Raw genomic sequence first — 20,997 nt, forward strand, 5'->3', positions numbered from 1 at the left:
GTTCAGTTGAATATGGTTGTTAGTGAATAATTAGCCGCGAACGACCACATGAGATTTAGCCAGTTCAGCTACTGCACCGGCTTTTTGTAAGTCTGTAGCGCCTGCTGGCCAGATAAGTTCCTGCATGTTTACTTCGGTTAAGCGCGATGTATACACGCCTTTTACGTCAGCATCGGTAGCATCGACATAGGCATACGTAATGCCCTTGGCCAGTTCTGCGCCGGTATCGGCTGCAAAGTTAAGCTTTACAGCTTCACCTGCTACTACACCAAATGGTTCACCTGGCTGAAATACTGCACCAGTAAAAACAATGGTGTCGCGGCTGATAGAGCCAACTTCGGATTTAATATACTGCCCGGCGCGGGGCAGCTGTACTTGTACATTTGACATTGCGGTGTCCTCGTAGCCCCTGCGGGCATGGTAAATAAGCCCTGATGGGCAGGTTAGTAAAGTTGCACCTTACAGGCGCGACGGATCTGAATAGGCTTTTTTGGTGTCTGGCTGTTTAACGGCCGCTTCGGTTACAACCTGTTTGCTGCTGTTTACTTCGCGGTCTTCACCGTGGGCAGTGGCAGCGGTTAACGCTACCTGCAGCATTTCAGCGGGGTTATCCAGCTTTGCTGATACGTCGGCAAACAAGTGGCCCAGATTGGCTGCGGCTAAGGTGTCGCGCACGCCACTTAGGGTGGTTAAGCGGGCCTTAACGCCAGCTTCGGTTAACTTAGCTTTTACCAGGTTGGCAATTTGGTCTTGCATGCCGGCCTGTTCGCAAAGCTCGATAACCAGATCGGCTGTTGCGGTTTGTTCAACTTGCACAACTGGTTCAGTAGTTGCGGCTGCTTCTGGCTGGTTTACTTCAACTGCTGCAGCTTCTGGCGCTTTGCTACTTTCAGCCTGTTGGCTATTTTCTTTATTGCTCATTTTTACAGTTCCTGTAGTAATGGTGGTACTTAGGTTTTTGACGAATTCGGCCATGATGCCGATACCATCAGCGCTGTGTACCAGTTCATCAGCTAAACCGACATCAACCGCTTTCTGACCTTCGTAAGTGGCGGCCTCGGTGTTAAGAATGCTTTGCAGTGACATACCGGTATAGCCAGATACTTTGCTGGCAAATTTGTTACGGGTTTCATCCAACTCTGCCTGCCAGCGATCGGCAACGTCTTTCGGCAGGTTCTGGTAGGGGTTACCGTCTACTTTGCGGCTGCCTGAATGCAATAAGGTAATTTCTAAGCCCATATCTTTAAGATATTGCTCGTAACTGGTGTGGCCTGCTACTACGCCAATGCTGCCAACAATGCCGGTTTGCGTTACCAGGCGGCGGCTGGCTGCTGATGCGATTAGCTGGCCGGCGCTGCAGTTCATGTCGTTCGCGATGGCCCACACCGGTTTGATTAGGCTAGCCCGTTTAACCAGGTCGGCACAATCGAACGCGCCCATAACGGTGCCGCCCGGGGTGTGCATATCGAGGTAAACGCCTTTAACGTCTGGATCAGTAATGGCTTGCTCTAAGGCATAGCTAATAATGTTGTAACCCATTAACCAGCTGTACCAGCCTTGTTTGTGGGCCAATGCGCCACGAATACTGATAACCGCAACGCTGTGGTGGATATCGTAAAAACGATAACTGCCGGTAACCGGGTGGTACCTGCTGGAATCGGCAACTTGTTTTTCTTTGTCGTGTAGCTCTTGCTCAGTGTCGCTTGAAACAATGCGCTGACGTAGATCAGCAATAAAGCTTTTAGCGTGACTAATTTCCATCAGCAACGGTTGGTTTATCATGCTGGCAGCCAGCAGATGCAGTTTACTCATTGTCTTTGTCCTTTTGCCGTTGCTTTGGGGTACGCTCGCCCCGGTTGTCGCGGGCGACTTTATTGCGGGCTTGAATGTCGGTTAAGTCGTCGCCGTTTTCGGCCACTACGTCTTCATGTGCTACCAGATCGGCATCTATGGCGTTGATCTTGGCTTCAACGTCGATATTCGGGTTAATGTACGGCCAGCCATGGGGACACCATGTGTGCTGGTGGTAGTCGCGCATTTTGGTTGCATAGCCTGGCAGGTTTAAGCGGCCAGCCAGCACAGCACGGTTTAACCAGTGCCAGCGCATCCAGCGCATTACCTGTGGGATCATCAGATGCCACTGGTCCATTTGTATGCGGCGGCGGAATTCGTTTAACACTGCCCGAACCAGCCTGTCGTTTACCTTTTCCCAGTCGCCGGTTAGCAGCTCATAAGGCATATCCATGCCTGCTGCCTGCATGAGTGACTGCCAGCGCATAAAATCGGCATAGCCCTGGCCGGTGTCGTCGCCTTTAAACATTTCAATTTTCTCGCCGTCTAGCAGTTCAAAAATTGTTCCAGGCTCTGCCTTAGCGTTTCCAAAACCGCTTTCACCTCCAAGCGGGTCGCCACTTATTGGGTCGAATGCCCAGTTATCAGCGTCGTTGGCGTCTAAGGCATCGCGATATATCGCACCGGTAAACGGGGCGCGGGTTTGCTTGCGTACCAGTTCGGCATCGTCGTAGCTGTCGAATGTTTGCGCTTTAACCAGGCTGGCGGCGCTGTCGGGTTCGCCCCGGATCTGGCCGGGGTGCAGCGGGTTAAAGTGGTGTGCTACTTCGCTGGCCGGTACCCGTACCAGGTTAGCCAGTGACGCCTGATAGTTGTACATTTCGCCCGGGTGTTCGCGGTACATGTGGTAAGCCACGCGCTGACCGCGGCGGTTAAACTCGATACCGGCAATAATGCGGTTACCGTTGCTTAGGGTGTCGTTAAAATCCAGCGGTACAAAGTCGGCCTCTAATACCTGAAACTGGATAGGTACCAGTAAATCGGCTGACGAACTGCGGTAACGGGCCCTGATAAAACACTCGCCACTGATGCGGCGGGCGCGGGATATTTGGGCTTGCATGCCGTAAACGTCTAAGTTGCCTTCGGGGTCGAACTGAAAGCAGCTTTCATCCCAAAGCGCATTAATGGTTTTGCGCAGATCAACGTTTTCGCACTTGGACCGGGGCGTTATGCCTATGCCGATTTCGTTGGTAACTTTCTTTTCAATACCGCTGCGCAGCAATGGCATGTTGCGATGGCCAGCGCGACTGCGGTTGCGCAATGTGGTAAGCGCGTAATTCAGGTTAGTGTTAATGCCAGAGCCCGGGGCGTAAACGCCACCCATGCGGCGGCCATGACTGGCGCCATCGTAAGCGCTGTTTGCCATCATTAGCGGCTGGCCGTTCATGCCGACTATAACTGATTTACGCGCTGCCATTCGTTATAGCCCTTTATTAACGCGCATTGTATAACCCATGCGGCGCCGTGGTTTGTTAGTTGCCAGGCTTACTTCCATTGTGCGAATTATTTCTTTCATTTCCTGCAATGAGCGATAGCTGATTTGATCACCACTGGACAGCCTTACAGTTGTCGCGCCGCTGGCGTACGCTTCTTTCAGCGCTTTAAGTTGTGCTTCGCTATACATTAGGACCTGTACCTTACACGCCGTTGCCGGGGCGCAGCCTGGGCTGCTTTAGCCGCTGGCGCCCTGTTTTGGTCTTCGGGGTGATAAACGTTTATGTTTGTGTCCCACGGCTGTGCCCAGCGCAGCGGTGACTGCCAGAATTTAGGTGTATGTGTTTTAAGCTGGTATTGCGCTGCTTCGTTGTAGCAAAGCAAGTCGAACGCTTCATTCGGGCGCTTTTTGTTTGCTCTGTCCCAGTGGCCTTGTTCGTCTCGGCTTTCGGCTGTTAGTTCGTCGTAGAACCATTTGCCCAGCCAGTCAGGGAAGTGCACAAAGCCGGCACCGGCGGTGTCGCGTTCCAGCTTGTTACTTACGTTGTCTTTTAATTTGTTGGTGGCAAGTATGTGCAGTGGCACATCGCCTTTTGCGTCGGCTTTGCGATCGGCCCGCTTGGTGTTGTCGGGCCGGCTTATTTTCACCATGTCGGGCTGCGTTTTACTGCCGCCTTTTACCAGCATTAGTTTGTGGTGGCGGTTTTCAGTGCGCAGCTTGCGGTAGTAGCTGTAAGCGTTGTTCGAAACGCCGTCTTCACCGCCGTGGTCGCATACCATTAAATGGACATGCATTTCGCGGCCGCTTTCATCGTCAAGCGGGTAACCGCGATCCAGTATTAACCGGCTGAGCTGCTGCCAGTCTTCTGGATAACCTGCCGGGTCTATCTGGTGATAGCGCTCGGTTGGCTCGGTGGCGTTTTCATCTTTTACCCGGGCTGACAGCTTTATGTTGTAACGGTCGATTAACCAGCGTTCGTGCTGGCTGTTGCCATGCACCTGCACAACAAAGCGGCGGTCTTTACCGGCCTGCACATCGACACAGGCCACCAGAAATAACACGCCGTTTGGTACGTGGCGTTTGGTTGTTACTTCGGCCCGTTCGGCCAGCCTGTCGGCGCTGCGTTTTCTGTCTGACTTCTGGTAGCTGTATGCCCTGCCCTGATCGGTGTTGATCGTGGTTTTAAGCTTTTCCTGGCTACCAGTGGCCTCGTAATCTTTTACCGCTGATAAATAGTTGTATACCAGCTGTTCCCAGCTTTGGAAGCTGGCCGCGGGGCCCTGCATCCAGTAGCTGACAAAATCGGTGTCTATCGGCTTGCCGGTGATTATGCCGCCGCCGGATATACTACAGTTCTCCGGCACCCAGCGCGAAGCCATCAGCATAGGCTGCTTAGCCAGCTGGGTTATTTCGCTATCGCCACAATGCGGGCAACAGCAGGTAACCGTGCGGCTGGCTTTGCGTATATCTTTTTCTGTTGTGTCCCAGCGCAGGTACTCCCAGTTTGCCGGGAAGAACTCACCACAGCTGGGGCATGGCCAGTACAGCACACGCCTGTCGCCAAGGTTATAAAGCGCACCTATACCAACGGTTGGCGGGAACAGATGCGGCGTTGCCGGGTCTGGCTCCCAGTCCGGATCCAGTATTTCATAACCCGGGCTGCTTTCAGCTACTGCCATGCCGCGACTGCGGTATGTTTGGGTTCGCTTAAGTGCCAGGTCGAAGCCGCTGCCTTCACCCTCTACATCGAGCAGGGTAGCGCTTCGGTCATAATCTGTTATTAATACCCGCCGCCATTCTGAACTTGCGAATATTGATTTGGCCGGCCAGGCCATCTTCAGGTAGTTGCCGGCCCTTAATACTTTATCGTGCAGGTTGTTGTCGTGCCCGCGGGGGCTTAATAGCGGCAACAGGTCCGGCGAATTCTCCAGCATCGGGCCGATGCGTTTTTTGCTGAACTCGGCAGCTTTCTCTTTGGTTATTTGCACAACCAGCATGTCGCTGGGGTCGCACTTAACATCGTAACCAACAAAGCCATCAATTAACGCCTGGCTTTTGCCGGTTCGGGCTGGCCCGACGAATATCAAACCGCGATACTTACGGCTAGTTAGCATGTCGAGCGGTTCGCGCATATAGGGCGTGGTTTCAATATCCCACTTGCCCCAGTTCCCGCTGGGTAGCTTTACCCGCACATACTCTTGTATGGCTTCGGTAACGGACATGCGGATCGGCGGTTTAAGCAGGCTGGCAATATCGCGCTTAATACGCTGTGCATCACCTGCGCTATTCATCGTCGCTTTCGTCCAGTTCCAGTTCTGCGCCGCCTTTAATAGCGTTGAAATACATTTCTTCACGCAGGCCGTCGATAATTATCTGCACACGGTCTAACGCTTCACCCGACAAACCTACTTTTGATTCCAGTTCGTCTATCAGGCTGTCCAGCGGGTTAACTACCGCTTTAACCAGGTCGGCATAGCCGCGGGCTACATCAGCGGCCGGTACTAATTCTTTAAGCTCAGTTTCAAGCTTCAGCCGTTCACGCTCGGACTGGTACCAGTCTTTGCGGTCTTTCGGCAACATGCTTGCCGGATCCATAAAGGCCGGCGGTAAGTCGGTAACCTGGCTGCCAAACAAGGCAGGGCCAATATCAGACAGATGGTAAGTCGGGTGCCCTTTGCGAACACCAGTGGGCTCTATATGAGCCGCCTTAATTTTTGCCGATACGGTGCGCCGGTCTAAACCAAACGCTTCGGCAATCCGGCTAATTGACCAGGCGTAGGCGTCATCGATGTTGTGCAATGTACCCATGCCATAGTGATCATCTTGTTATCTAATTTGTTGCTGGGAATGTACAACTCGCACAACTGGCCAGCCCTTGTGAATACTGAAGATCACACCACCTGTGGTGGATCACATTGAAATACCGAAAAAAATTGTTTCACCGCGCTTCTGCGCCCCCCTGGGGCGGCTTTGGATCGGCAGGGTCCCCTGCCTCCGACTGGTTGACCAGTTGCATCGGCACCGCGCTGCTGATCAGGGCCTTAAGCTCCAGCTCATGCCGGCGGCGTTCCCACTCGTGCCGCTCTGCGTCCTGGCACTTGCGGTTGTACCACACCTGCCACTGTATATAGCCCAGAGCAATAGTAACCATCACACCAATAAGTAAAGCCGCATTGGATATAGTGAGCCATCCACCTATAGCTGTGCCAACAGCACTAACATAGGTGAATGCTGTTGTGGTATTTGACATCGGCCTAATCGCTATTGTGTTCATAGTCATTGGCCCCCGCTTTCGGTAGCCCACTGTTTGATTAACTTAATCTGGCTATCACATTGCTGCAGCATCGACTCTAGCCAGTTGCTGTAATCGATACCGTCAGCGTTGGTTACTACTCTAAAAGTGGTGTCGGGTAGACAGCTTTGCAGTAAGTCCGGCGGCGGCGTCAGCGTCCGTACTTCGGTTACTGTTACTGTCCGCGTCTCCACCCTGGGCTGCATACTTGAGCAAGCGCAAAGCATCAGTAGGCACAACAGTATTAGCCCATTCTTTAACATGATCATTGCTTGATACCCTCAGTTCATCGACCTTGGCATTAAGCTCCTTTAGCTCGGTTCGTAATCGAGCCTCATTCGCTTTAGCCTGTGCGCGCACTGCGGCTACTACCTCACGTTCGGCCAGTAGTTGTTTGTTGGTTGTGTTGGCCACTTCAACTGCATCAGCCAGGGTTGTTACTTCAGCTTGCTTGGTAGCAACGATGGCATGCAGGTTAGTAACCTGAGTGGTTAGCTCTTTCTTATCAGTATTGGCATCATACAACTGCACCGCCATCACTGAGAACGCAACCATCAAGGCAGCGCCAATAGCCATTAAGATTTTACTTTTGAACATGGATTGCTCCCTGTAGACATAGATCGCGCTCATGGGCGCGGCGTGTTACCAGGCCGGGTAACTTAATACCTTTGGCATAAACCCAGCGTGATAATTGTTCGCATGCTTCAACCCTGAAGCCCGCGTTAAGATGGCGCAACAGTGTGCTGCTGCGGAAGTTGCCGGCACCTACGTTGTATATAAACGAAAGGTAAGCTGCATGCTCTTGCTCTGTCAGTGGCACCCGCACCGCAGCAAGCAGCTGGTTATTATGCTTTACCAGATCATCAGCCAGTAAGCGTAAACACTCATCGTCTGAAAGCTGCTGGTCTGGCTTAAGGGCTGGGTTAACGTGGCCAAAACAGGCAGTAACAATGCCAACCGGATCCACATAAGTACCTGGCACATAACCTTCATGCACAGCAATCGCGCCGCCAGTTAATGCCATCGCAGCCGAAAGGCCCAGCGCTGATAGTTTGGCAGCAACGTTTTTCATTCTTTCACCAAAAAAATAGCCCCAGATAATCGGGGCTGAAATTGGAATGAAACAAATAAAAAACCCCAGGCTGAGGACCGGGGGTTCTGAGTGCGCTTTTCGTAACCGGGGAAAGTTACAGCTCTCGCAAGCTTAGCTAAAAATAGCCGTTTTCAATGGCAGAAAACAGGACATAAATGTCCTATTTATAAAATAATTCTAAAAATGTGCAAATAATCAGGCTTTAAATCAGTAAACCGATAACATTTGCGCTTGTGCATGCCATAGCGCAATGCGTTCGGTGCTGTTTAACTTCGCCTGCTTTATATAGCGGCGATTGATCACCATCCGTTGTGCTGGTGGCAACTCAGTCATGCAACGATCGATGCCGGCTATCCAGTCAGGAACATATAAGTTATCAGCCTGGTGATTAAACAGGTGTTTATCCGAACTGGCCCAGATGCCTGTTCTTAGCACCTGGCAGCAGCGCTCAGTAACGCTGGTGCTGGCATAGCCCTGCAGCGATTCTTTAGCGGCCCAGAACTTACCCCAGCTTATAAGCTGTTTGTGTAACTCTCTAATATCCACCTTTTGCCTCCTGAGCCACTACTATCGCATCCAACAATTCAACTTTAAACACACATTCGCAAATGGCCATAACCTCACCGAATGACGGCTCCGTGTTGTCACGTTCCCAGCGCTGATAAGTTTTAAGATTCATGTCCATCATTGCAGCTACCTGTTCCTGCGTAAAGCCAATGCGCTTACGGTTTACTTTGAGTATAAAGCCACCGGTCATTAGATCAGGTTGCTGCAGTGCTGTCATTCAACCCCCAAACAATGCTATCAGTGCCGCATCCCGGCAATCTTCATTACTGCGCTTATCCCAGCCAGTCAGCTGGTTAAAGTAAGCAGCATCTTTTTTACAGCGTGTTTTATAGCCACCAACCAATGGCCGGCAAGGTGTCACGCTGTAACCAGCTGCCTTTAGCACTTCCAGTATCAGCGTGGCCACCGCTTTAACCTGTCCCACGTTCTGGCTGATCCGGTTGTTTACTGCCTGGCGGTTCATGGCTTTGGGTAACGCCCTGGGGAATGTCGGGGCTATCATGTTCGGGTCTTCCATTTTAATCAGGATCTGCCCATCTGCTTTAATGGCCTGCAGCTGCATGTAGTCGACCAACTGGCTGAACTTAACCCGCTGCATTTCAACAATGCGCTTATCCGGCGTTATCACAGCAACACCGCTGGCCGTTAGGTCCGGATCAATGCCGATAATCAGAAGCATGGACCAACGACCCTGAACTGGCATTCAGTACTTAAAACATGACGGCCATCGTCAAGTTTAATAATCGTCATAAACGGTTCTTCCAAATCATCCCTAACACATGTACCAGGCAATATTTTTGAACTGTCATAGTTGAAGCAGACTTCAACAGCCTTACCTGATGTTTGACTTTGATCAGGGAAATCACTAAAACCAATGTTTTCATGTACGCCCATATTTATTTCCTTAATATTCCAACACCGCTGGCGGTTAGGTCCGGATCAATCCCAATAATTAGCATCAGTGGTTACCCCAGTCTTGTTCGCCTAATACACAAAAGGGCCCTGCAGTGCCATCTGAATAACTCCAAAAGCACATTAAATCGCTATCAGCCGAAATCTTTATTTCTCTAACCAGCCCGCATTTACACCGCTGCCTTGTTGGATGCTGCCAGCGGTTAACATGCGTTGTGTTAAATCTGTGGCGATGTCTGAATAAATATTTCAAAAGATTAATAATCATCAGAACTCCAACATCGTAGCCAGGCGAAGTTCGGCGCCAACAACAACGTAGCCACCAATTTGCCTAATCGTTATGCCATCAGCTTCCCACCATGGCCATGCATAATGCCCAGCTGTCTGGAAGCGCAGAATAAGAACCTCAATCACGATTCCTTAACCCCTTTAACGATATTAAGGGCCGTCTGCAGCAAATGGCCGCGGCGGTTATCGGTTAGGGCCATGGCGTTATTAATGTGACAAAGCGCCTGGACAAGCTCCCAGTCTAAAGCTGAAATCGATTCATCCTTTGCCGGTCGTTGCTCGGTTCGCCGCTCTGGGTTCTGCTCTGTTATCAACTGATGCAGGTTTGGCTTTCCTGAGCTATCGACTGGAGGCTTGCCAACCTGGTCAAAAACATCACGGTGTATAAACATCGACTGACCGGCCTGCTCTTGCTTCACCTGCTCGCAACGTTCAGTTGGATACCCGCCGTTTTGTTTTGGCTCTGGTAGTAGGGAACAATTCATCAGGCAAAGCTCTGGACCACTGCAAACACAAAATGGGTAGATATTGCAACCTGTCGAACCATCCTCGCTATCCAAGCATTTATCATCTTTATTTTGCTGCTGTTCTTTGCTCATTTATTGCCCCTTTTGCTTATTGGCGTGTTCCATGTTGGAAAACGCTAAATAACCCTTACAAGTGCCGCCAAATCTGGCTTTTAACTAAATCTGCGCATCTTCCATTGGCGCTTGGCTGGCTGTCGTTAATCTCTCGATAACCCATAGGTGATAGCGCTCTAACGCATCACTTTTTAATGCCATTGAATCAGCGTTGATATACACCAAATCAAGGCCTCTTTGCGCATGGTTCAGTAATCGTTCTGCTACCCAGTAATCAATGGCAAGCTCTGTCCAGCAACTTCTGGCAACCTTACGTAAGTCGTGTGCACTCCATTTGCGGCCAGATACTGACCTGACAAGCTTGTATGCCTCGCTCGATGAAATAGGCTGGTTACCGCCAAAAAGATAAGGGCCACTGGCTTGCTGCTTGTAATTGATAAGCACACTCTTTGCGTAACCAGTTAATGGCAAAATGTGTGTAACGCCGGTTTTAGTAATGCGGCCAGGGATAACAATTTGGCCTGCATCAAAGTCAATGTAGTTCCAGCGCAGCTGACGTGTCTCACCAATACGGGTAGCAAATAACAGCATTAAAAGCAGCAGGTGCTTAACCTTTTCCGGAAGTGCCATGATCTGCTGAACAATTCGTCCAACATCACTTGTTTGCAGCTTTCCCTTTTTAGGCTCAATTCGCTTTTGCACATGATCACGAAACCGCATAGATGCCATTGGATTAACCGTGATCAAGCTTAATTCAGTTGCACTGGCAAAAACGCGCTTTAAAGTGGCGAAATACTGTTTAATTGTTGAGGTTCTAAGAGAGGCATTTTGCAGCGGTAGCATTAATCGTTCATCGATAGTAATTTTCTTTACATCACAAAGTAATATATTTTGCAGGCGTGGCATCAGGTGCTTTTTAATAGCGCTGGCAACACCTTTGCGGCGGCTTTGGCTTTTAACCTGCTCTGCATCTAAGCGCGCCAAATACCAGTTGAGCATGTCACCAACGGTTTTAAATTCACTTATATGAAGTTTATCGCCATTACCAATACGGCTAAGAAGAACCGGCACTAACGCCATAGCATCCTTAGTCTTAAGCTCAGGCCAAGAACCAATCTTATCCCTCAACCGCTTACCATTTTCATAACGCACTAAGTACCAGGTTGCTCTGGTTCGGCATGCATAAAACCTAAGCTGAACACGGCTGCGTAAATCACGCAGCTCTGTTACAGCCAGATCTTCCGCTAAATCTTTAATTGCTTTGTCGTTAATAGCCAAAGCCCTGATTGCCATTAAACATGCACCTCAGTGTTCAGATTTATATGGTCAACCACGTTGTGGTAATCCATTACAGTGATGATGGTCGACAACAACTTATCCGCCATTTCATCAGAAAACGTAAACGGGGCTTTATCACCATCAGCAGGAACTGGAAGCAATGCCGCCCGTGCTGCTGCCAGTTCTTTTAATGCCGCTTTCAAGCGGCGTTGGTATTCGTCTTTATTCGCCATTAAGACACCACAACGCCACTGCTAACGCCGTCAAATGGCTTGCGCTGGCTATCACCACGGAACGCCAGCACCTTGCCGCCATCTTCCCGCAACCGGTCAACAACCCTTTCGCCAATGGCCTGCTTAACGCCTGTGATATCCAAATTGCTGATCAGGATGGTTGGCAGCATGTTCTGGTACCGGCCGTCGATAACATCAAAAATAAACAGCTTTTCGGTGTCGCTATCGAACTGCAGACCAACTTCATCCAGCACCAGTAAATCGATGTTGGAATAGTGCTTAATCAGCTTAATTTCGTTGGTTTCAGCGCCACGGCGCCAGGTGTCTTTAAGCTCACGGATCAAGTCAATGAGCTTAATAATCCGGCAGCGCTTGCCCTTGCTAAGCAGCGCATTCACAGCAGCACAGGCCAGCATGGTTTTACCGGTACCCACACCACCACACATAACGATATTGCCGCGGCCACCCTCGGCAATGTTGGCGGTAAAGTCCTGCACCACTTTCAGGTTGGCAGCCTGGTCTTTGTCGGCCGGAAAGTAATCTTCAAACTTAACGGCGCAGTTGCGCAGGCTAACACCGGCATCCAGCCGCTGGCGGCGCAGCAGTTCAGCACTCTGGCGCTTCTGCTCGGCCTGTTCCTGCAACCTTGCTGCAGCGTTGGCATCGGCCACGCATTTCGGGCACTGGTCGTTCATCAGGTAACGGCCCATCATCTGGGTGTAGCGTGTTTCATACGTGCCGTGCTTAGCGCACTGCAGTTGTTCTGCCTGTTCTGGCATATTGCTTACAAAATTCATAAAACCCCCGGCTGATAATTTTGATCTTCAAAGCTGTGCGGTTTACTAGTTCGCTTGCTGGGGCTTGCTCTGGCGTTAACCATCCATTCGTATTCGAACCCGGCCCAGCCCTTTTTGATGGCTAGTGCCAAACATTCATCAACGGTGAACCCAGCTTGAGACGCTAATTTCAGTTGGTCAGCAAACTGGTCAACAACGGTTTGTGTTACACGCATCTTTTTGTCTTTGCGCAGAGTTATCCAGTCTTTCATTACCTGGTCACTTGGCATTGACGGCCATTTGCTGTAATCCAGATCCTTAGCCGCTTTTGCTCGTTCAGGTTTGGCAGCATCCGCTTCAGCGGTGCGAATATCTTTTGAGGGATCAGGGATAAGGGAATCAGGAATCAGTAAGAGGGAATCAGCCGGAGCAGTTCCGTCTTGCTCTGGTATTAATCCAGATAAATCGCGATTAATCGTGAGTGTTGTTAAATCAATAGCTTGGCGCATAGTTTCAGTGTATGGCGGTATATCACTGCCACCGGCCTTTTCATTCTTATGCGGGTTCTGGTGTTTCTCAAAATTAGGTATGTTTAGCAGAACTTTATCGCCGTCCGAGTAGAACCGTATAAATCCAGATTTATCCAGATTAATCGCGAGTTGTTTAATATCGCACTCGTCATACGGTAAAAGCTGTGCCTTTATCTTACCGGCACGCCATTCCAGTTCGCCCTTATAGTCTGCCAGGGTCCACAGGCCAATAAACAACAGGCGGCCTAATGGGCAGTTGCGTTCTGCCAGATCATCATTCAGGAATAACGCTGGCTTAATATTTCTTGATCTGGCCATACTAATTCCTGTTGCTGACTGGCTGGTTATTGTTTAAACTTTTCATCGGTGATTAACTCCTATCAGTTGGTTACCGCGGCCCGCTCTGATACAGCGGGCTTTTCTTTATCTAAAAGGGGCTTTTATGTATAAATACCGACTGCATTACCTTCGGGATAATCAAGACAGCAACATAAAAAACTACCGTTCAGATACTCCTGTTAATGCCGGCGATGTAATAGAGCCCGGCGATGGAAATTATTACTACGTTATAAGTCACCAAGCGCTAAAGACAGGTATTCGTCTAACTCTGTCGAAATCCGCTGAATCGCCTCAGGAGGCAATACTTTTAGCAACTCAATATGGAGACGCGTAAGCAATTGGGCCGCCACGTTCTCCACGTCATTTTCGGTAAATTCCTTATAAGGAAACATCAACGGTTTTTTTGTTGAAATCCCAGCCGCAAGAGCACCTCTTGCCGAGATGTAAGCCGCACAAGATAACCTCCTATCCAAGGACGGTGCTTCTGGTAGCGGGTTTAATACTTTTATTTTTTGGTTAATTAAATTTTTCATTGTTAACTCCATAAATAAGTCTGCAGCGGCCGGTTCGCTAACTCCGGCTACCCCGTCGGGTGTGCGCTTACACGTCAGGGCAAATTGGCCCATCCGGTCAGCTTCATGCCAACCAACGCAACTTAACTAGTACGACACGCTTTCACGCTTATCACACTGCCTGGCTACAGGCTTCACTGCATTCGGCTGCTGACTGTTGCGCCCCACCAAGACCCTGTGGGCAATCAGCATGCGAATAAAGCCCTGCTTACCATCTTACAGGGACGCTCTATTGGCGCCGGGTGCAGCGATTCACGCTGATAAGCACTATCAAATTTGCCTACCATTCAACCGGATAGTGCTCCAGTATTAGGATTCCCGAAGGGCGGCTCTCAGGTATTCGTTGCCACTTAACCCAGTGGCCGGGCTGAACCCTCAAAAGGGCGCAGGCCTTATTTGGGTTCGTATACTTTCCTGCGCTGCTTTTCACTTCATCATTGCGGCTAACTTATGAATTAACGGCTTGCCACACCGAACTACGCGCTGCCAATGGCCTGCTCCGCGCTAAGTTTCATTCAGAGCTGCCACTTAACCCAGTGGCCGGGACACATTGCAGCACCCATGCTGCTTATCTGCGCTTTACTGCAGCGCATTGATCTGGAGCCCCGCTTGGTACAATTGGTTGGGGGTGGGCTTTCCACAGGAGCGCCAGATCAATAAACTGCAGCCGCCGAAGCGGCTATAAATACCCCATAAATTCACTAAACCAGCCCCAGGCGGCCAGCGCTAAAAACGGGAAGTAGCAATAAAAGAAAATAACGATGGTTTTGGTAACGGTATTAACCAGGCGCATGGCAAAACCCGATTGCATCCGGCGGCTGCCGGTAAACTTACCGGACAAGAAGAACGCCCATGCCAGGGCAATTAAAGCGGCTTGCGTGTAAGTAAGTTCAATCATGCTCAGGCCTTACTTATTACAGTGCTGGTATGGCGCGGTAGGTCACGAACCTGACCATGCACCACCGTTTTAAGTGCCAGCGCTTCTGTAACCGTGGTCATTATCCGGGCTTTAATTCGCTCAAACTCCATTGGGTCAATTACCCCATCTTCCCGTGCGCGGCGTAATTCAGCCATGGCGCTGCCCAGTTCCTCGCTTACCCGCATCAACTGGTCGCTCAGTTCTTCGTCACAGCAAACCGCCTCTGGCAGCTTTACAAATACCCCACCCCGCAAGTGCGACCAGGCGTCTAAAATGCCGTTGTCGTCTGCCAGTTCGGTAATGGCCACTGCTTCACCCAGGGTAAGTTTGTGAAACTCCTGATCCGGGTTCAGCTTGTTACCCAGCACATTAGGGCTAACACCAAGCTTTCGCGCTAAGTCGCTAACGTTATGGCGTTTGCCCAGCATATAAGCCGCATCCTGCGGGCACTGTGGAATGGTATTTTGCTTTAACGTGTTATTGCTCATGGGGCTGCTATCCTTTATCAACGTTATTTTTACTGCATAAAAGGATTTGAGATGCTGAGTATCTACCACCTGTTGCATCAGCCAGTTTCTGGGCGTACTCGGTCTCGCCTGTGTAATCAGTTCGCGGTAACCGGCCAGCTGAAAGCCACTTGTAAACCGCCCTTACACTTACATCACAGGCTTTTGCTGCGCCACGTACTTTGTCCGGCACGCAATCAACAATCACCCCCAAGCTGTTCGGTAAGTCACTTTGCACATGGTTTTGCATCAGTTCTTCTCATACCCTTTAATGTACTTTTGGTACATTTTAAGTATGAACTGACTTTTCTGCAAGTGAATTGCACAATGAATTATCAGTTCACAGTGAATTAGCATCTTGAAAGACTTCAGCGATCGTTTATTAAAAGCAGTGGAGAGGGCTGGAATTAAGCGCCACGGCGCCGGCCAGTGGCTTGCTTCTTTCACTGATGTAACCGTCAAAGCCGCAAACAAATGGCTTAATGGTGAATCAGTTCCCCGGCGTGAGAAAGTTGAAAAAATTTCGGCGCATACAGGAGTTCGATCGGAATGGCTGCTATTTGGCAATGGTCAAATGACCAACCAGTATGCTCAAGCTGACATGGTTAATGAAGATATTCCCGCGTCGTTGGAAGCACTACTAACTAAGGCTACGCCCCGATCGCAAATTGAATTGGAAAAAATCGCAGAAGCGGCCGCGCAAGGCAGGCTTACAGAAGACGACATAAAACTGCTGAAAGCGATAGCAGACAGACTGGCCAAAAAGGATTAGCCTTTGTTGCAAATAGGTTTTGCTACACTTTATACAACCCCCAGAAAAATAACTAACTTGGGTAATATATGCCCCCTTTGGTTAGGTGACGCTGTTACCAATAATGGTGACGCCAGGCTTTATCTTAAAGAAGTCACATACCAGGAATTAATTGCAGAATGCCTATGCACCACTGTTGGCTCTGTGATTGGCTTGCCCGTTTTACAAACTTATGTAGTTAGGGATCCGCAAAACCTGCTAAATGCTAAATACCTACTTGGTAGTGAAGATGCAGAAATGCCATCCTTCAAAAGGCACCTATCGCTAGCGGACAAATCACAACAAAAAGAATTATTAGCTGCGCTGGTAACATGGAGACAGTTGCATGAATCAGCAGTTTTTGATGAATGGATAGGCAACTCAGATAGAAACACTGGTAACTTTCTGTGGGATGGTGGCAACCAGTGGCACCTTATTGACCACGGCCGGGCGCTTTGGACAACCAGAACTGCAGATGACCCGGCAGAACCATTTCAAAATATATTGGCAGACATTATTAAAGGCATATATCAGGAAATTGGCATAGCCCAGCTTAAGAAAACAATGGTTGGTGAATTGGTAAAGTATCAGGAAGTTGATACTACCAAAGTACTACTAGCATCACGCTGTTCCGAATTAGGTTGTGTTGCAGAAGCGCAAAGTAAGCTAATATCTCTGGTATCACGTATAAACTCAATGCCAGCCCTAATTGCCAGGCACAGTGACCAACAAGAGCTATTCTAATGCAAATTAGTGAACAGCATTTTCCTGCCCTACCTCAATACAGCGCAAAAGCTTGCCCTGTTTATATCGAGCCTATTGTAGGTTCTGGCGAACGGGTGTGTGTTGGCGTTGTTGCTTACGGCGAAGATGGTGATAATGTTGTTATACAAACCATTAAAGAAGATGCGGCCGCCTGTATGTTGGGTGCAGCAGCCCCTAAGTTTATAAACCTGGTTGGTATGGCATTAGGTAGCCTTAGAAATTTTACAGCATCAGAGAAGAACTTTTCAGATTGGATATCACCAATACCCGGCGTGAACTTGGGCGAGGTGACCACTGGCCATGTAACTGACTTAACTATGATGGTTCGAACTGTTGCCAGAAACCATGCCTTTCTATCAGCAATGAGTGACTTTACCGCAGCCGATGACAGCGTTGCTGATGATTCACCCAATACCGACCGCTGGGCCACAATGGTAAAAGAAGCCACTACCTTGATTAAACCATCATTGGTAGATGCCTTTAACCGGCAGTTAAAGTTAACCAGTAAAGGACACACCCGGTTCGACTTTGTTGGCAGACATCTGGCGGCACAACTTGGCCGTATCATTCCTGGGCATGGTATATCTGGTTTAGTTAAAACAGCCAAAGCCAAGCTGTGGGATTTAGAAACTCTGCGCGAGCATAACGAAAACCAACTGTTTAAAAACATCACAAGCTATGAACTGATACTTTACCGGCCAAAGGATAACGACCCAGCTTATTCAGAACGTGAGATAGGAAGGCTTAACGAAGCGTTTGTAGAATTGGAAGAAACCGGAGATAAACAGCAATTAAGAGTGGTGCCAGCTTTTACAGCCGAAGAAGCAGCACAACGTATAATTTCAGCCGAAGCAGCTTAAACTCACCCAAAGCGCTCCTTACAAGCTCACACCTATTTACGGCAAATAGATAATTCAATCCTCCCAGAATAAAACGTAAATAACCGTGAATCCGCACCACCTGTTTTAACCTTCTTTCAACCACAATTCCAAAGCTAGACCACTAAATCAAATAAAATGTACTTTTGGTACTTTACAATCGTGTACCTTTGGTTCATATTATCCAATATATGAACTTTGAGTACCAATCATGAAGCCACTAACCGACTACATCAACCAGCGCACTACAGCCACCAACAGCAACCGCTTTATCTGGGCACTGGCTGTTATCGCCGCTCTGTTGTTTGTTGCTGCGTTCACCTGGGGCCGGCCATGAACCAACCCAGCGCCATTACCGAACTGCAGCGCCTGGCAGAAAGTATCACTGAGCAAGAAATTGCCATGATGATCAGCCACGGCGGTGCAACCAGCGTTCACGAATACCTGCAGCGTGCTGTAGCAGGTCGCATTAACTACCTGCAGCACCAACAGGAGGCTACACGATGATCGCCAATTCACTTACCCAGGCCGCACAAATACGCCAGGCATCAGCCATACCGCTGGTTATCAAAAACCGCACTGTGGGTTATGAGCTGGTAAGCCGCTACGAAACACTAACCCCGGCACAAAAAGCCGGCATGGCTGTGGCGTACGAATGGCACCGCGCTTTTAACCGCGACGGCTGCACCTTAATGCACCCAATGCAGTTTGAAATTAACGGAGTAGCAGAAAAAGGCAAAGGCCCTGCCCTGGCTAACGAACTGCGCCAGCTTGGCCTGCTGCAGCACCACGAGGGCCGTTATCAATTCAGCCCGGCTGGCCTGAAGCTGGTTTTATCAATTAACGAACAGGAGTGCTAACCATGCCTGCAACTACTAACGCAGCATTAAAAATGTCATCACCAGGCGAACCCTGCAGCCAGCTATTAAAAATGATGGCTTACTGCAAAACCGAAGCTAAAAGCATTCGCGCCATGAAAAAGCATCTGGCCGTTACCGATGCAGTTGTACACCAGCTGCTGGCCGATGCATTACAGCGCGGCCTGTTACGCAAACAGCCAAACGGCATGTACAAAACGCTGAAAGATGCACAGCCAGCCAATGAAAGCTTACTGGCACTGGCTAACAAAGCCACCGACGGTGAAACAGCAGCGGCAGCGGCTGAAACCCAGCAGCCAACAGATTTACCGGATCCGGATGAAGAAGTTATCGAACTGGATATGCCAGAACAGCCAGAGCCAGGCGCCAATGTTGGTGGCTTTACCGCAGAATTGGACAACCTGGCCGGCCTGCTGCAGCCAGATCAATACCCTGTTATCGACGATATAGCCGACAAGCAACGCGCCTTATCTGGCATTTCGTTAATCATCAAACCCCATGCACCACAGCTGGTAAACGTGCTGGACCAGCTGGCAGCTGATCTGGCTGTTATTTGCCTGCACCAGAACCGGAGGGCTTAACCATGTTTGCAGTATTTGGAATTAGTTACAAAAAGGCCCGGGCCAAAGCAATAAAGCTAACCAAAAAAACCACCGGTAAGGGCAAAGAACTGCGCCAGCTTACTCCGGCTGAATACGACGAAGCGCTGAACGCTGCAACTGAAAAGTACATGCAGCAAATGAAGCCAGTAATTTTATCTGGCGAATTCAGCCAGCCCACCATATGCGACGAATTTATCGCAATGGCTGAGAAGTCCGGCGCCAAACAGTTGCAGGTAATGATTAAAGCCCCGGTGCAATCCAAAGACAAAAAGGGCCGAGCCAAGGTTAGCAAGCGCTGGATGGAATGGGATAGCAGCAAAGATTATACGCTGGGGGCAGAATAATGAGCAAGCTAACTTTTGAACAGTTCACTAAAGACGTTAAGAATCACCAGCTAACCACTATCAAAGATGATGGCTTATATCGCCACCTGCTGGTTAAGCAGCCAGGCACCATTGAAATGCACTACGAGATCATCACATGGCCAGGCTACCTGTGCTATTGCGGCGACATGGGCACATTTGTATTTGAGCGTGTTGAAGATATGTTTTGTTTCTTCCGAAAAACACCAGGCACGATCAACGAACCTTACTGGTCTGAAAAGCTGCAAGCGACCGATCGCAGCGATGGTCATACAAAATTTTGTCGCGATGAATTCGAGCGGGCTGTTACCGAAGTGCTTAACGACTGGTTGGAAGCAGTGGCAGATGATGGTCTTGATCCTGATTTTATTCAGGAAGAAAAAGACAAGGTAGATGAAATTATTGCCGAGTCACATCAAAACGAGTTCCACGCTGTTGCCGCGCTAAACAACCATCAGAAAGATGATGGCGGGTTGAATTTCTGGGACTTCTGGGAAAACGACTGCAAGGTATTCACTGAACGGTATACCTGGTGTTGCTATGCCCTTGTTCACGCTATTGCGCTTTATGACGCCGCTAAAGCTGCCGAGGTGGCAGCATGAGTTGCCCCTACATAAAGCAATACTATGTCGTTCCTGCCGACATTGGCCGCCGTGTAGTGGTCAATGGTAAGCCTGGCATTATTGCTGCTGACTGTGGCCACTATATTGGCGTTAACTTTGATGCCGACGAACCGGGCCACATTAGCCACTGCCACCCAACTTGGCGCATTACCTACGGCGAAATGGGCTTTATCCGCAAACTGCCAAAGCGCAAGGCTGCAGCAAAGGCCCGTTACAAAAGGTTCCTGGAATATGGCGATAGCTTCGATAACTTTATGCACTTTTGTGCGTGGGATTCTCAACAGCAGCGCAGCTGGAATGGCGGTGCAATATGAGCAAGCTATTCTATCTGCGCGACACCCGCAGCAACACAGGCAGCAATGCATCGTTCTGGGCTATCAAAGGCGGTTACACCACCAACCTTAAAGCGGCTGAAGTATTTACAGAGGAACGGGCGCTGCGCCAGCACCAAAGTCGTGAAACAGATCTGCCAGTAGCAGTTGAATTTGTTGCCCTTAAAACCCGCCAGCGCGTTGACTTCCAGAATGTGGACCAGTCACCAACCCTGCGCGATGGCGATAAGCACGTTGTCATTTTTAATGGCCGCTGGGACGGTAACGATGTTCTGTTTATTGGCGACCATGGCCGGACTTTTGATTTTGAAGACGCAGCTGTCTTTGAACTGGAAGAAGCCTGCGAGCTGGCTGCCACTAACCCTAATTACCGGATCCAACCATACGACGATATGGCCGCGATTGCTCGCACAACCATCGATGCAACGCATGTTCGGCCTCAGGCCTGCGCTGACTTCGCCGGATTCACTCTTAATAAACCACCAAAACCACGCAAGCCTGTTTATCGCTGCTGCTGCGGTGTGTTTATGAGTGAATACCAGTATTACGCAACTGACTGCAGTCGTTGCGGCGTCAGCAATCGGCCATAAGGAAT

General features: G+C 49.6%; 33 protein-coding genes. 11 read left to right on the plus strand and 22 right to left on the minus strand.

What is annotated here, in order from left to right:
* Positions 1-30 precede the first annotated feature (30 nt).
* The 22 genes from KQY15_RS02290 to KQY15_RS02390 form a co-directional block, all read right to left on the minus strand.
* On the minus strand, positions 31-390 hold the full coding sequence (locus tag KQY15_RS02290) for a head decoration protein (RefSeq protein WP_217666822.1): 360 nt from the start codon (positions 388-390) through the stop codon (positions 31-33).
* Between the two features lie 69 nt (positions 391-459).
* Positions 460-1,812 carry a S49 family peptidase gene (locus KQY15_RS02295; protein ID WP_217666824.1) on the minus strand — a complete coding sequence of 451 codons (1,353 nt, stop codon included), beginning with the start codon at positions 1,810-1,812 and terminating at the stop codon, positions 460-462.
* A complete protein-coding gene (locus KQY15_RS02300; protein WP_217666826.1) occupies positions 1,805-3,268 on the minus strand; it encodes a phage portal protein in 1,464 nt (487 codons plus the stop codon). Before KQY15_RS02300 ends, KQY15_RS02295 begins: the two co-directional genes overlap by 8 nt.
* 3 nt (positions 3,269-3,271) lie before the next feature.
* On the minus strand, positions 3,272-3,475 hold the full coding sequence (locus KQY15_RS02305; protein WP_217666828.1) for a phage head-tail joining protein: 204 nt from the start codon (positions 3,473-3,475) through the stop codon (positions 3,272-3,274).
* Entirely contained in the window at positions 3,475-5,577 is a 2,103-nt protein-coding gene (locus KQY15_RS02310; protein ID WP_217666830.1) for a phage terminase large subunit family protein, read from the minus strand. Before KQY15_RS02310 ends, KQY15_RS02305 begins: the two co-directional genes overlap by 1 nt.
* A complete protein-coding gene (locus tag KQY15_RS02315; RefSeq protein ID WP_217666832.1) occupies positions 5,570-6,094 on the minus strand; it encodes a DUF1441 family protein in 525 nt (174 codons plus the stop codon). The genes KQY15_RS02310 and KQY15_RS02315 overlap by 8 nt, the downstream gene beginning before the upstream one ends.
* A 130-nt stretch (positions 6,095-6,224) precedes the next feature.
* Positions 6,225-6,566, minus strand: coding sequence for a phage holin family protein (locus KQY15_RS02320; RefSeq protein WP_217666834.1), 342 nt, complete (start codon positions 6,564-6,566; stop codon positions 6,225-6,227).
* Complete coding sequence (lysC, locus tag KQY15_RS19275; RefSeq protein WP_372449307.1) at positions 6,563-6,784, minus strand: Rz1-like lysis system protein LysC; 222 nt, start codon at positions 6,782-6,784, stop codon at positions 6,563-6,565. Before lysC ends, KQY15_RS02320 begins: the two co-directional genes overlap by 4 nt.
* On the minus strand, positions 6,681-7,175 hold the full coding sequence (locus KQY15_RS18975) for a hypothetical protein (protein WP_254795389.1): 495 nt from the start codon (positions 7,173-7,175) through the stop codon (positions 6,681-6,683). Before KQY15_RS18975 ends, lysC begins: the two co-directional genes overlap by 104 nt.
* The gene (locus tag KQY15_RS02330) at positions 7,162-7,650 is read right to left on the minus strand and encodes a lysozyme (protein ID WP_217666838.1); all 489 of its coding nucleotides are present in this window, start codon (positions 7,648-7,650) and stop codon (positions 7,162-7,164) included. The genes KQY15_RS18975 and KQY15_RS02330 overlap by 14 nt, the downstream gene beginning before the upstream one ends.
* Before the next feature lie 228 nt (positions 7,651-7,878).
* The gene (locus KQY15_RS02335; RefSeq protein ID WP_217666840.1) at positions 7,879-8,217 is read right to left on the minus strand and encodes a hypothetical protein; all 339 of its coding nucleotides are present in this window, start codon (positions 8,215-8,217) and stop codon (positions 7,879-7,881) included.
* Positions 8,207-8,455: a helix-turn-helix domain-containing protein gene (locus KQY15_RS02340; protein WP_217666842.1), complete on the minus strand. Its 249-nt coding sequence runs from the start codon at positions 8,453-8,455 to the stop codon at positions 8,207-8,209. Before KQY15_RS02340 ends, KQY15_RS02335 begins: the two co-directional genes overlap by 11 nt.
* On the minus strand, positions 8,456-8,917 hold the full coding sequence (locus KQY15_RS02345) for a RuvC family protein (RefSeq protein WP_217666844.1): 462 nt from the start codon (positions 8,915-8,917) through the stop codon (positions 8,456-8,458). It lies immediately after the preceding gene.
* On the minus strand, positions 8,908-9,132 hold the full coding sequence (locus tag KQY15_RS02350) for a hypothetical protein (protein ID WP_217666845.1): 225 nt from the start codon (positions 9,130-9,132) through the stop codon (positions 8,908-8,910). Before KQY15_RS02350 ends, KQY15_RS02345 begins: the two co-directional genes overlap by 10 nt.
* 428 nt (positions 9,133-9,560) lie before the next feature.
* Positions 9,561-10,037, minus strand: coding sequence for a hypothetical protein (locus KQY15_RS02355; RefSeq protein WP_217666847.1), 477 nt, complete (start codon positions 10,035-10,037; stop codon positions 9,561-9,563).
* An 84-nt stretch (positions 10,038-10,121) separates the two neighbouring features.
* On the minus strand, positions 10,122-11,171 hold the full coding sequence (locus KQY15_RS19215) for a tyrosine-type recombinase/integrase (RefSeq protein ID WP_217666849.1): 1,050 nt from the start codon (positions 11,169-11,171) through the stop codon (positions 10,122-10,124).
* Between the two features lie 140 nt (positions 11,172-11,311).
* Positions 11,312-11,530 carry a hypothetical protein gene (locus tag KQY15_RS02365; RefSeq protein ID WP_217666851.1) on the minus strand — a complete coding sequence of 73 codons (219 nt, stop codon included), beginning with the start codon at positions 11,528-11,530 and terminating at the stop codon, positions 11,312-11,314.
* Positions 11,530-12,327, minus strand: a complete 798-nt coding sequence (locus tag KQY15_RS02370; RefSeq protein WP_217666853.1) for an ATP-binding protein — start codon at positions 12,325-12,327, stop codon at positions 11,530-11,532. The genes KQY15_RS02365 and KQY15_RS02370 overlap by 1 nt, the downstream gene beginning before the upstream one ends.
* On the minus strand, positions 12,324-13,154 hold the full coding sequence (locus KQY15_RS02375) for a phage replication initiator YdaU family protein (RefSeq protein ID WP_217666855.1): 831 nt from the start codon (positions 13,152-13,154) through the stop codon (positions 12,324-12,326). Before KQY15_RS02375 ends, KQY15_RS02370 begins: the two co-directional genes overlap by 4 nt.
* 248 nt (positions 13,155-13,402) lie before the next feature.
* Positions 13,403-13,708 carry a hypothetical protein gene (locus KQY15_RS02380; RefSeq protein WP_217666856.1) on the minus strand — a complete coding sequence of 102 codons (306 nt, stop codon included), beginning with the start codon at positions 13,706-13,708 and terminating at the stop codon, positions 13,403-13,405.
* A gap of 718 nt (positions 13,709-14,426) precedes the next feature.
* A complete protein-coding gene (locus KQY15_RS02385) occupies positions 14,427-14,645 on the minus strand; it encodes a hypothetical protein (RefSeq protein WP_217666858.1) in 219 nt (72 codons plus the stop codon).
* Between the two features lie 2 nt (positions 14,646-14,647).
* Positions 14,648-15,154, minus strand: coding sequence for a phage regulatory CII family protein (locus KQY15_RS02390; RefSeq protein ID WP_217666860.1), 507 nt, complete (start codon positions 15,152-15,154; stop codon positions 14,648-14,650).
* Positions 15,155-15,530: 376 nt separating this feature from the next.
* Here KQY15_RS02390 and KQY15_RS02395 point away from each other — a divergent pair, with 376 nt between their 5' ends.
* From KQY15_RS02395 to KQY15_RS02440, 11 genes are all read left to right on the plus strand, one after another.
* Positions 15,531-15,944, plus strand: a complete 414-nt coding sequence (locus KQY15_RS02395; RefSeq protein ID WP_217666862.1) for a hypothetical protein — start codon at positions 15,531-15,533, stop codon at positions 15,942-15,944.
* A 3-nt stretch (positions 15,945-15,947) separates the two neighbouring features.
* On the plus strand, positions 15,948-16,706 hold the full coding sequence (locus KQY15_RS02400; protein WP_217666864.1) for a HipA family kinase: 759 nt from the start codon (positions 15,948-15,950) through the stop codon (positions 16,704-16,706).
* A complete protein-coding gene (locus KQY15_RS02405; RefSeq protein WP_217666866.1) occupies positions 16,706-17,587 on the plus strand; it encodes a hypothetical protein in 882 nt (293 codons plus the stop codon). Before KQY15_RS02400 ends, KQY15_RS02405 begins: the two co-directional genes overlap by 1 nt.
* 229 nt (positions 17,588-17,816) lie before the next feature.
* Positions 17,817-17,942 carry a hypothetical protein gene (locus KQY15_RS19140; protein WP_302850288.1) on the plus strand — a complete coding sequence of 42 codons (126 nt, stop codon included), beginning with the start codon at positions 17,817-17,819 and terminating at the stop codon, positions 17,940-17,942.
* Positions 17,939-18,112, plus strand: coding sequence for a hypothetical protein (locus KQY15_RS02410; protein WP_217666868.1), 174 nt, complete (start codon positions 17,939-17,941; stop codon positions 18,110-18,112). Before KQY15_RS19140 ends, KQY15_RS02410 begins: the two co-directional genes overlap by 4 nt.
* Positions 18,109-18,465, plus strand: coding sequence for a hypothetical protein (locus KQY15_RS02415; RefSeq protein ID WP_217666870.1), 357 nt, complete (start codon positions 18,109-18,111; stop codon positions 18,463-18,465). Before KQY15_RS02410 ends, KQY15_RS02415 begins: the two co-directional genes overlap by 4 nt.
* A 2-nt stretch (positions 18,466-18,467) precedes the next feature.
* The gene (locus KQY15_RS02420; RefSeq protein ID WP_217666872.1) at positions 18,468-19,064 is read left to right on the plus strand and encodes a hypothetical protein; all 597 of its coding nucleotides are present in this window, start codon (positions 18,468-18,470) and stop codon (positions 19,062-19,064) included.
* 2 nt (positions 19,065-19,066) lie between these two features.
* Positions 19,067-19,429, plus strand: a complete 363-nt coding sequence (locus KQY15_RS02425) for a hypothetical protein (RefSeq protein ID WP_217666874.1) — start codon at positions 19,067-19,069, stop codon at positions 19,427-19,429.
* On the plus strand, positions 19,429-20,049 hold the full coding sequence (locus tag KQY15_RS02430; protein ID WP_217666876.1) for a hypothetical protein: 621 nt from the start codon (positions 19,429-19,431) through the stop codon (positions 20,047-20,049). Before KQY15_RS02425 ends, KQY15_RS02430 begins: the two co-directional genes overlap by 1 nt.
* On the plus strand, positions 20,046-20,384 hold the full coding sequence (locus tag KQY15_RS02435; RefSeq protein ID WP_217666878.1) for a hypothetical protein: 339 nt from the start codon (positions 20,046-20,048) through the stop codon (positions 20,382-20,384). The genes KQY15_RS02430 and KQY15_RS02435 overlap by 4 nt, the downstream gene beginning before the upstream one ends.
* The gene (locus KQY15_RS02440) at positions 20,381-20,992 is read left to right on the plus strand and encodes a hypothetical protein (protein WP_217666880.1); all 612 of its coding nucleotides are present in this window, start codon (positions 20,381-20,383) and stop codon (positions 20,990-20,992) included. The genes KQY15_RS02435 and KQY15_RS02440 overlap by 4 nt, the downstream gene beginning before the upstream one ends.
* Positions 20,993-20,997: the final 5 nt, after the last annotated feature.

Origin of the sequence: Arsukibacterium indicum, assembly GCF_019100565.1 — a bacterium.
GTDB classification, from domain to species: domain Bacteria; phylum Pseudomonadota; class Gammaproteobacteria; order Enterobacterales; family Alteromonadaceae; genus Alishewanella; species Alishewanella indicum.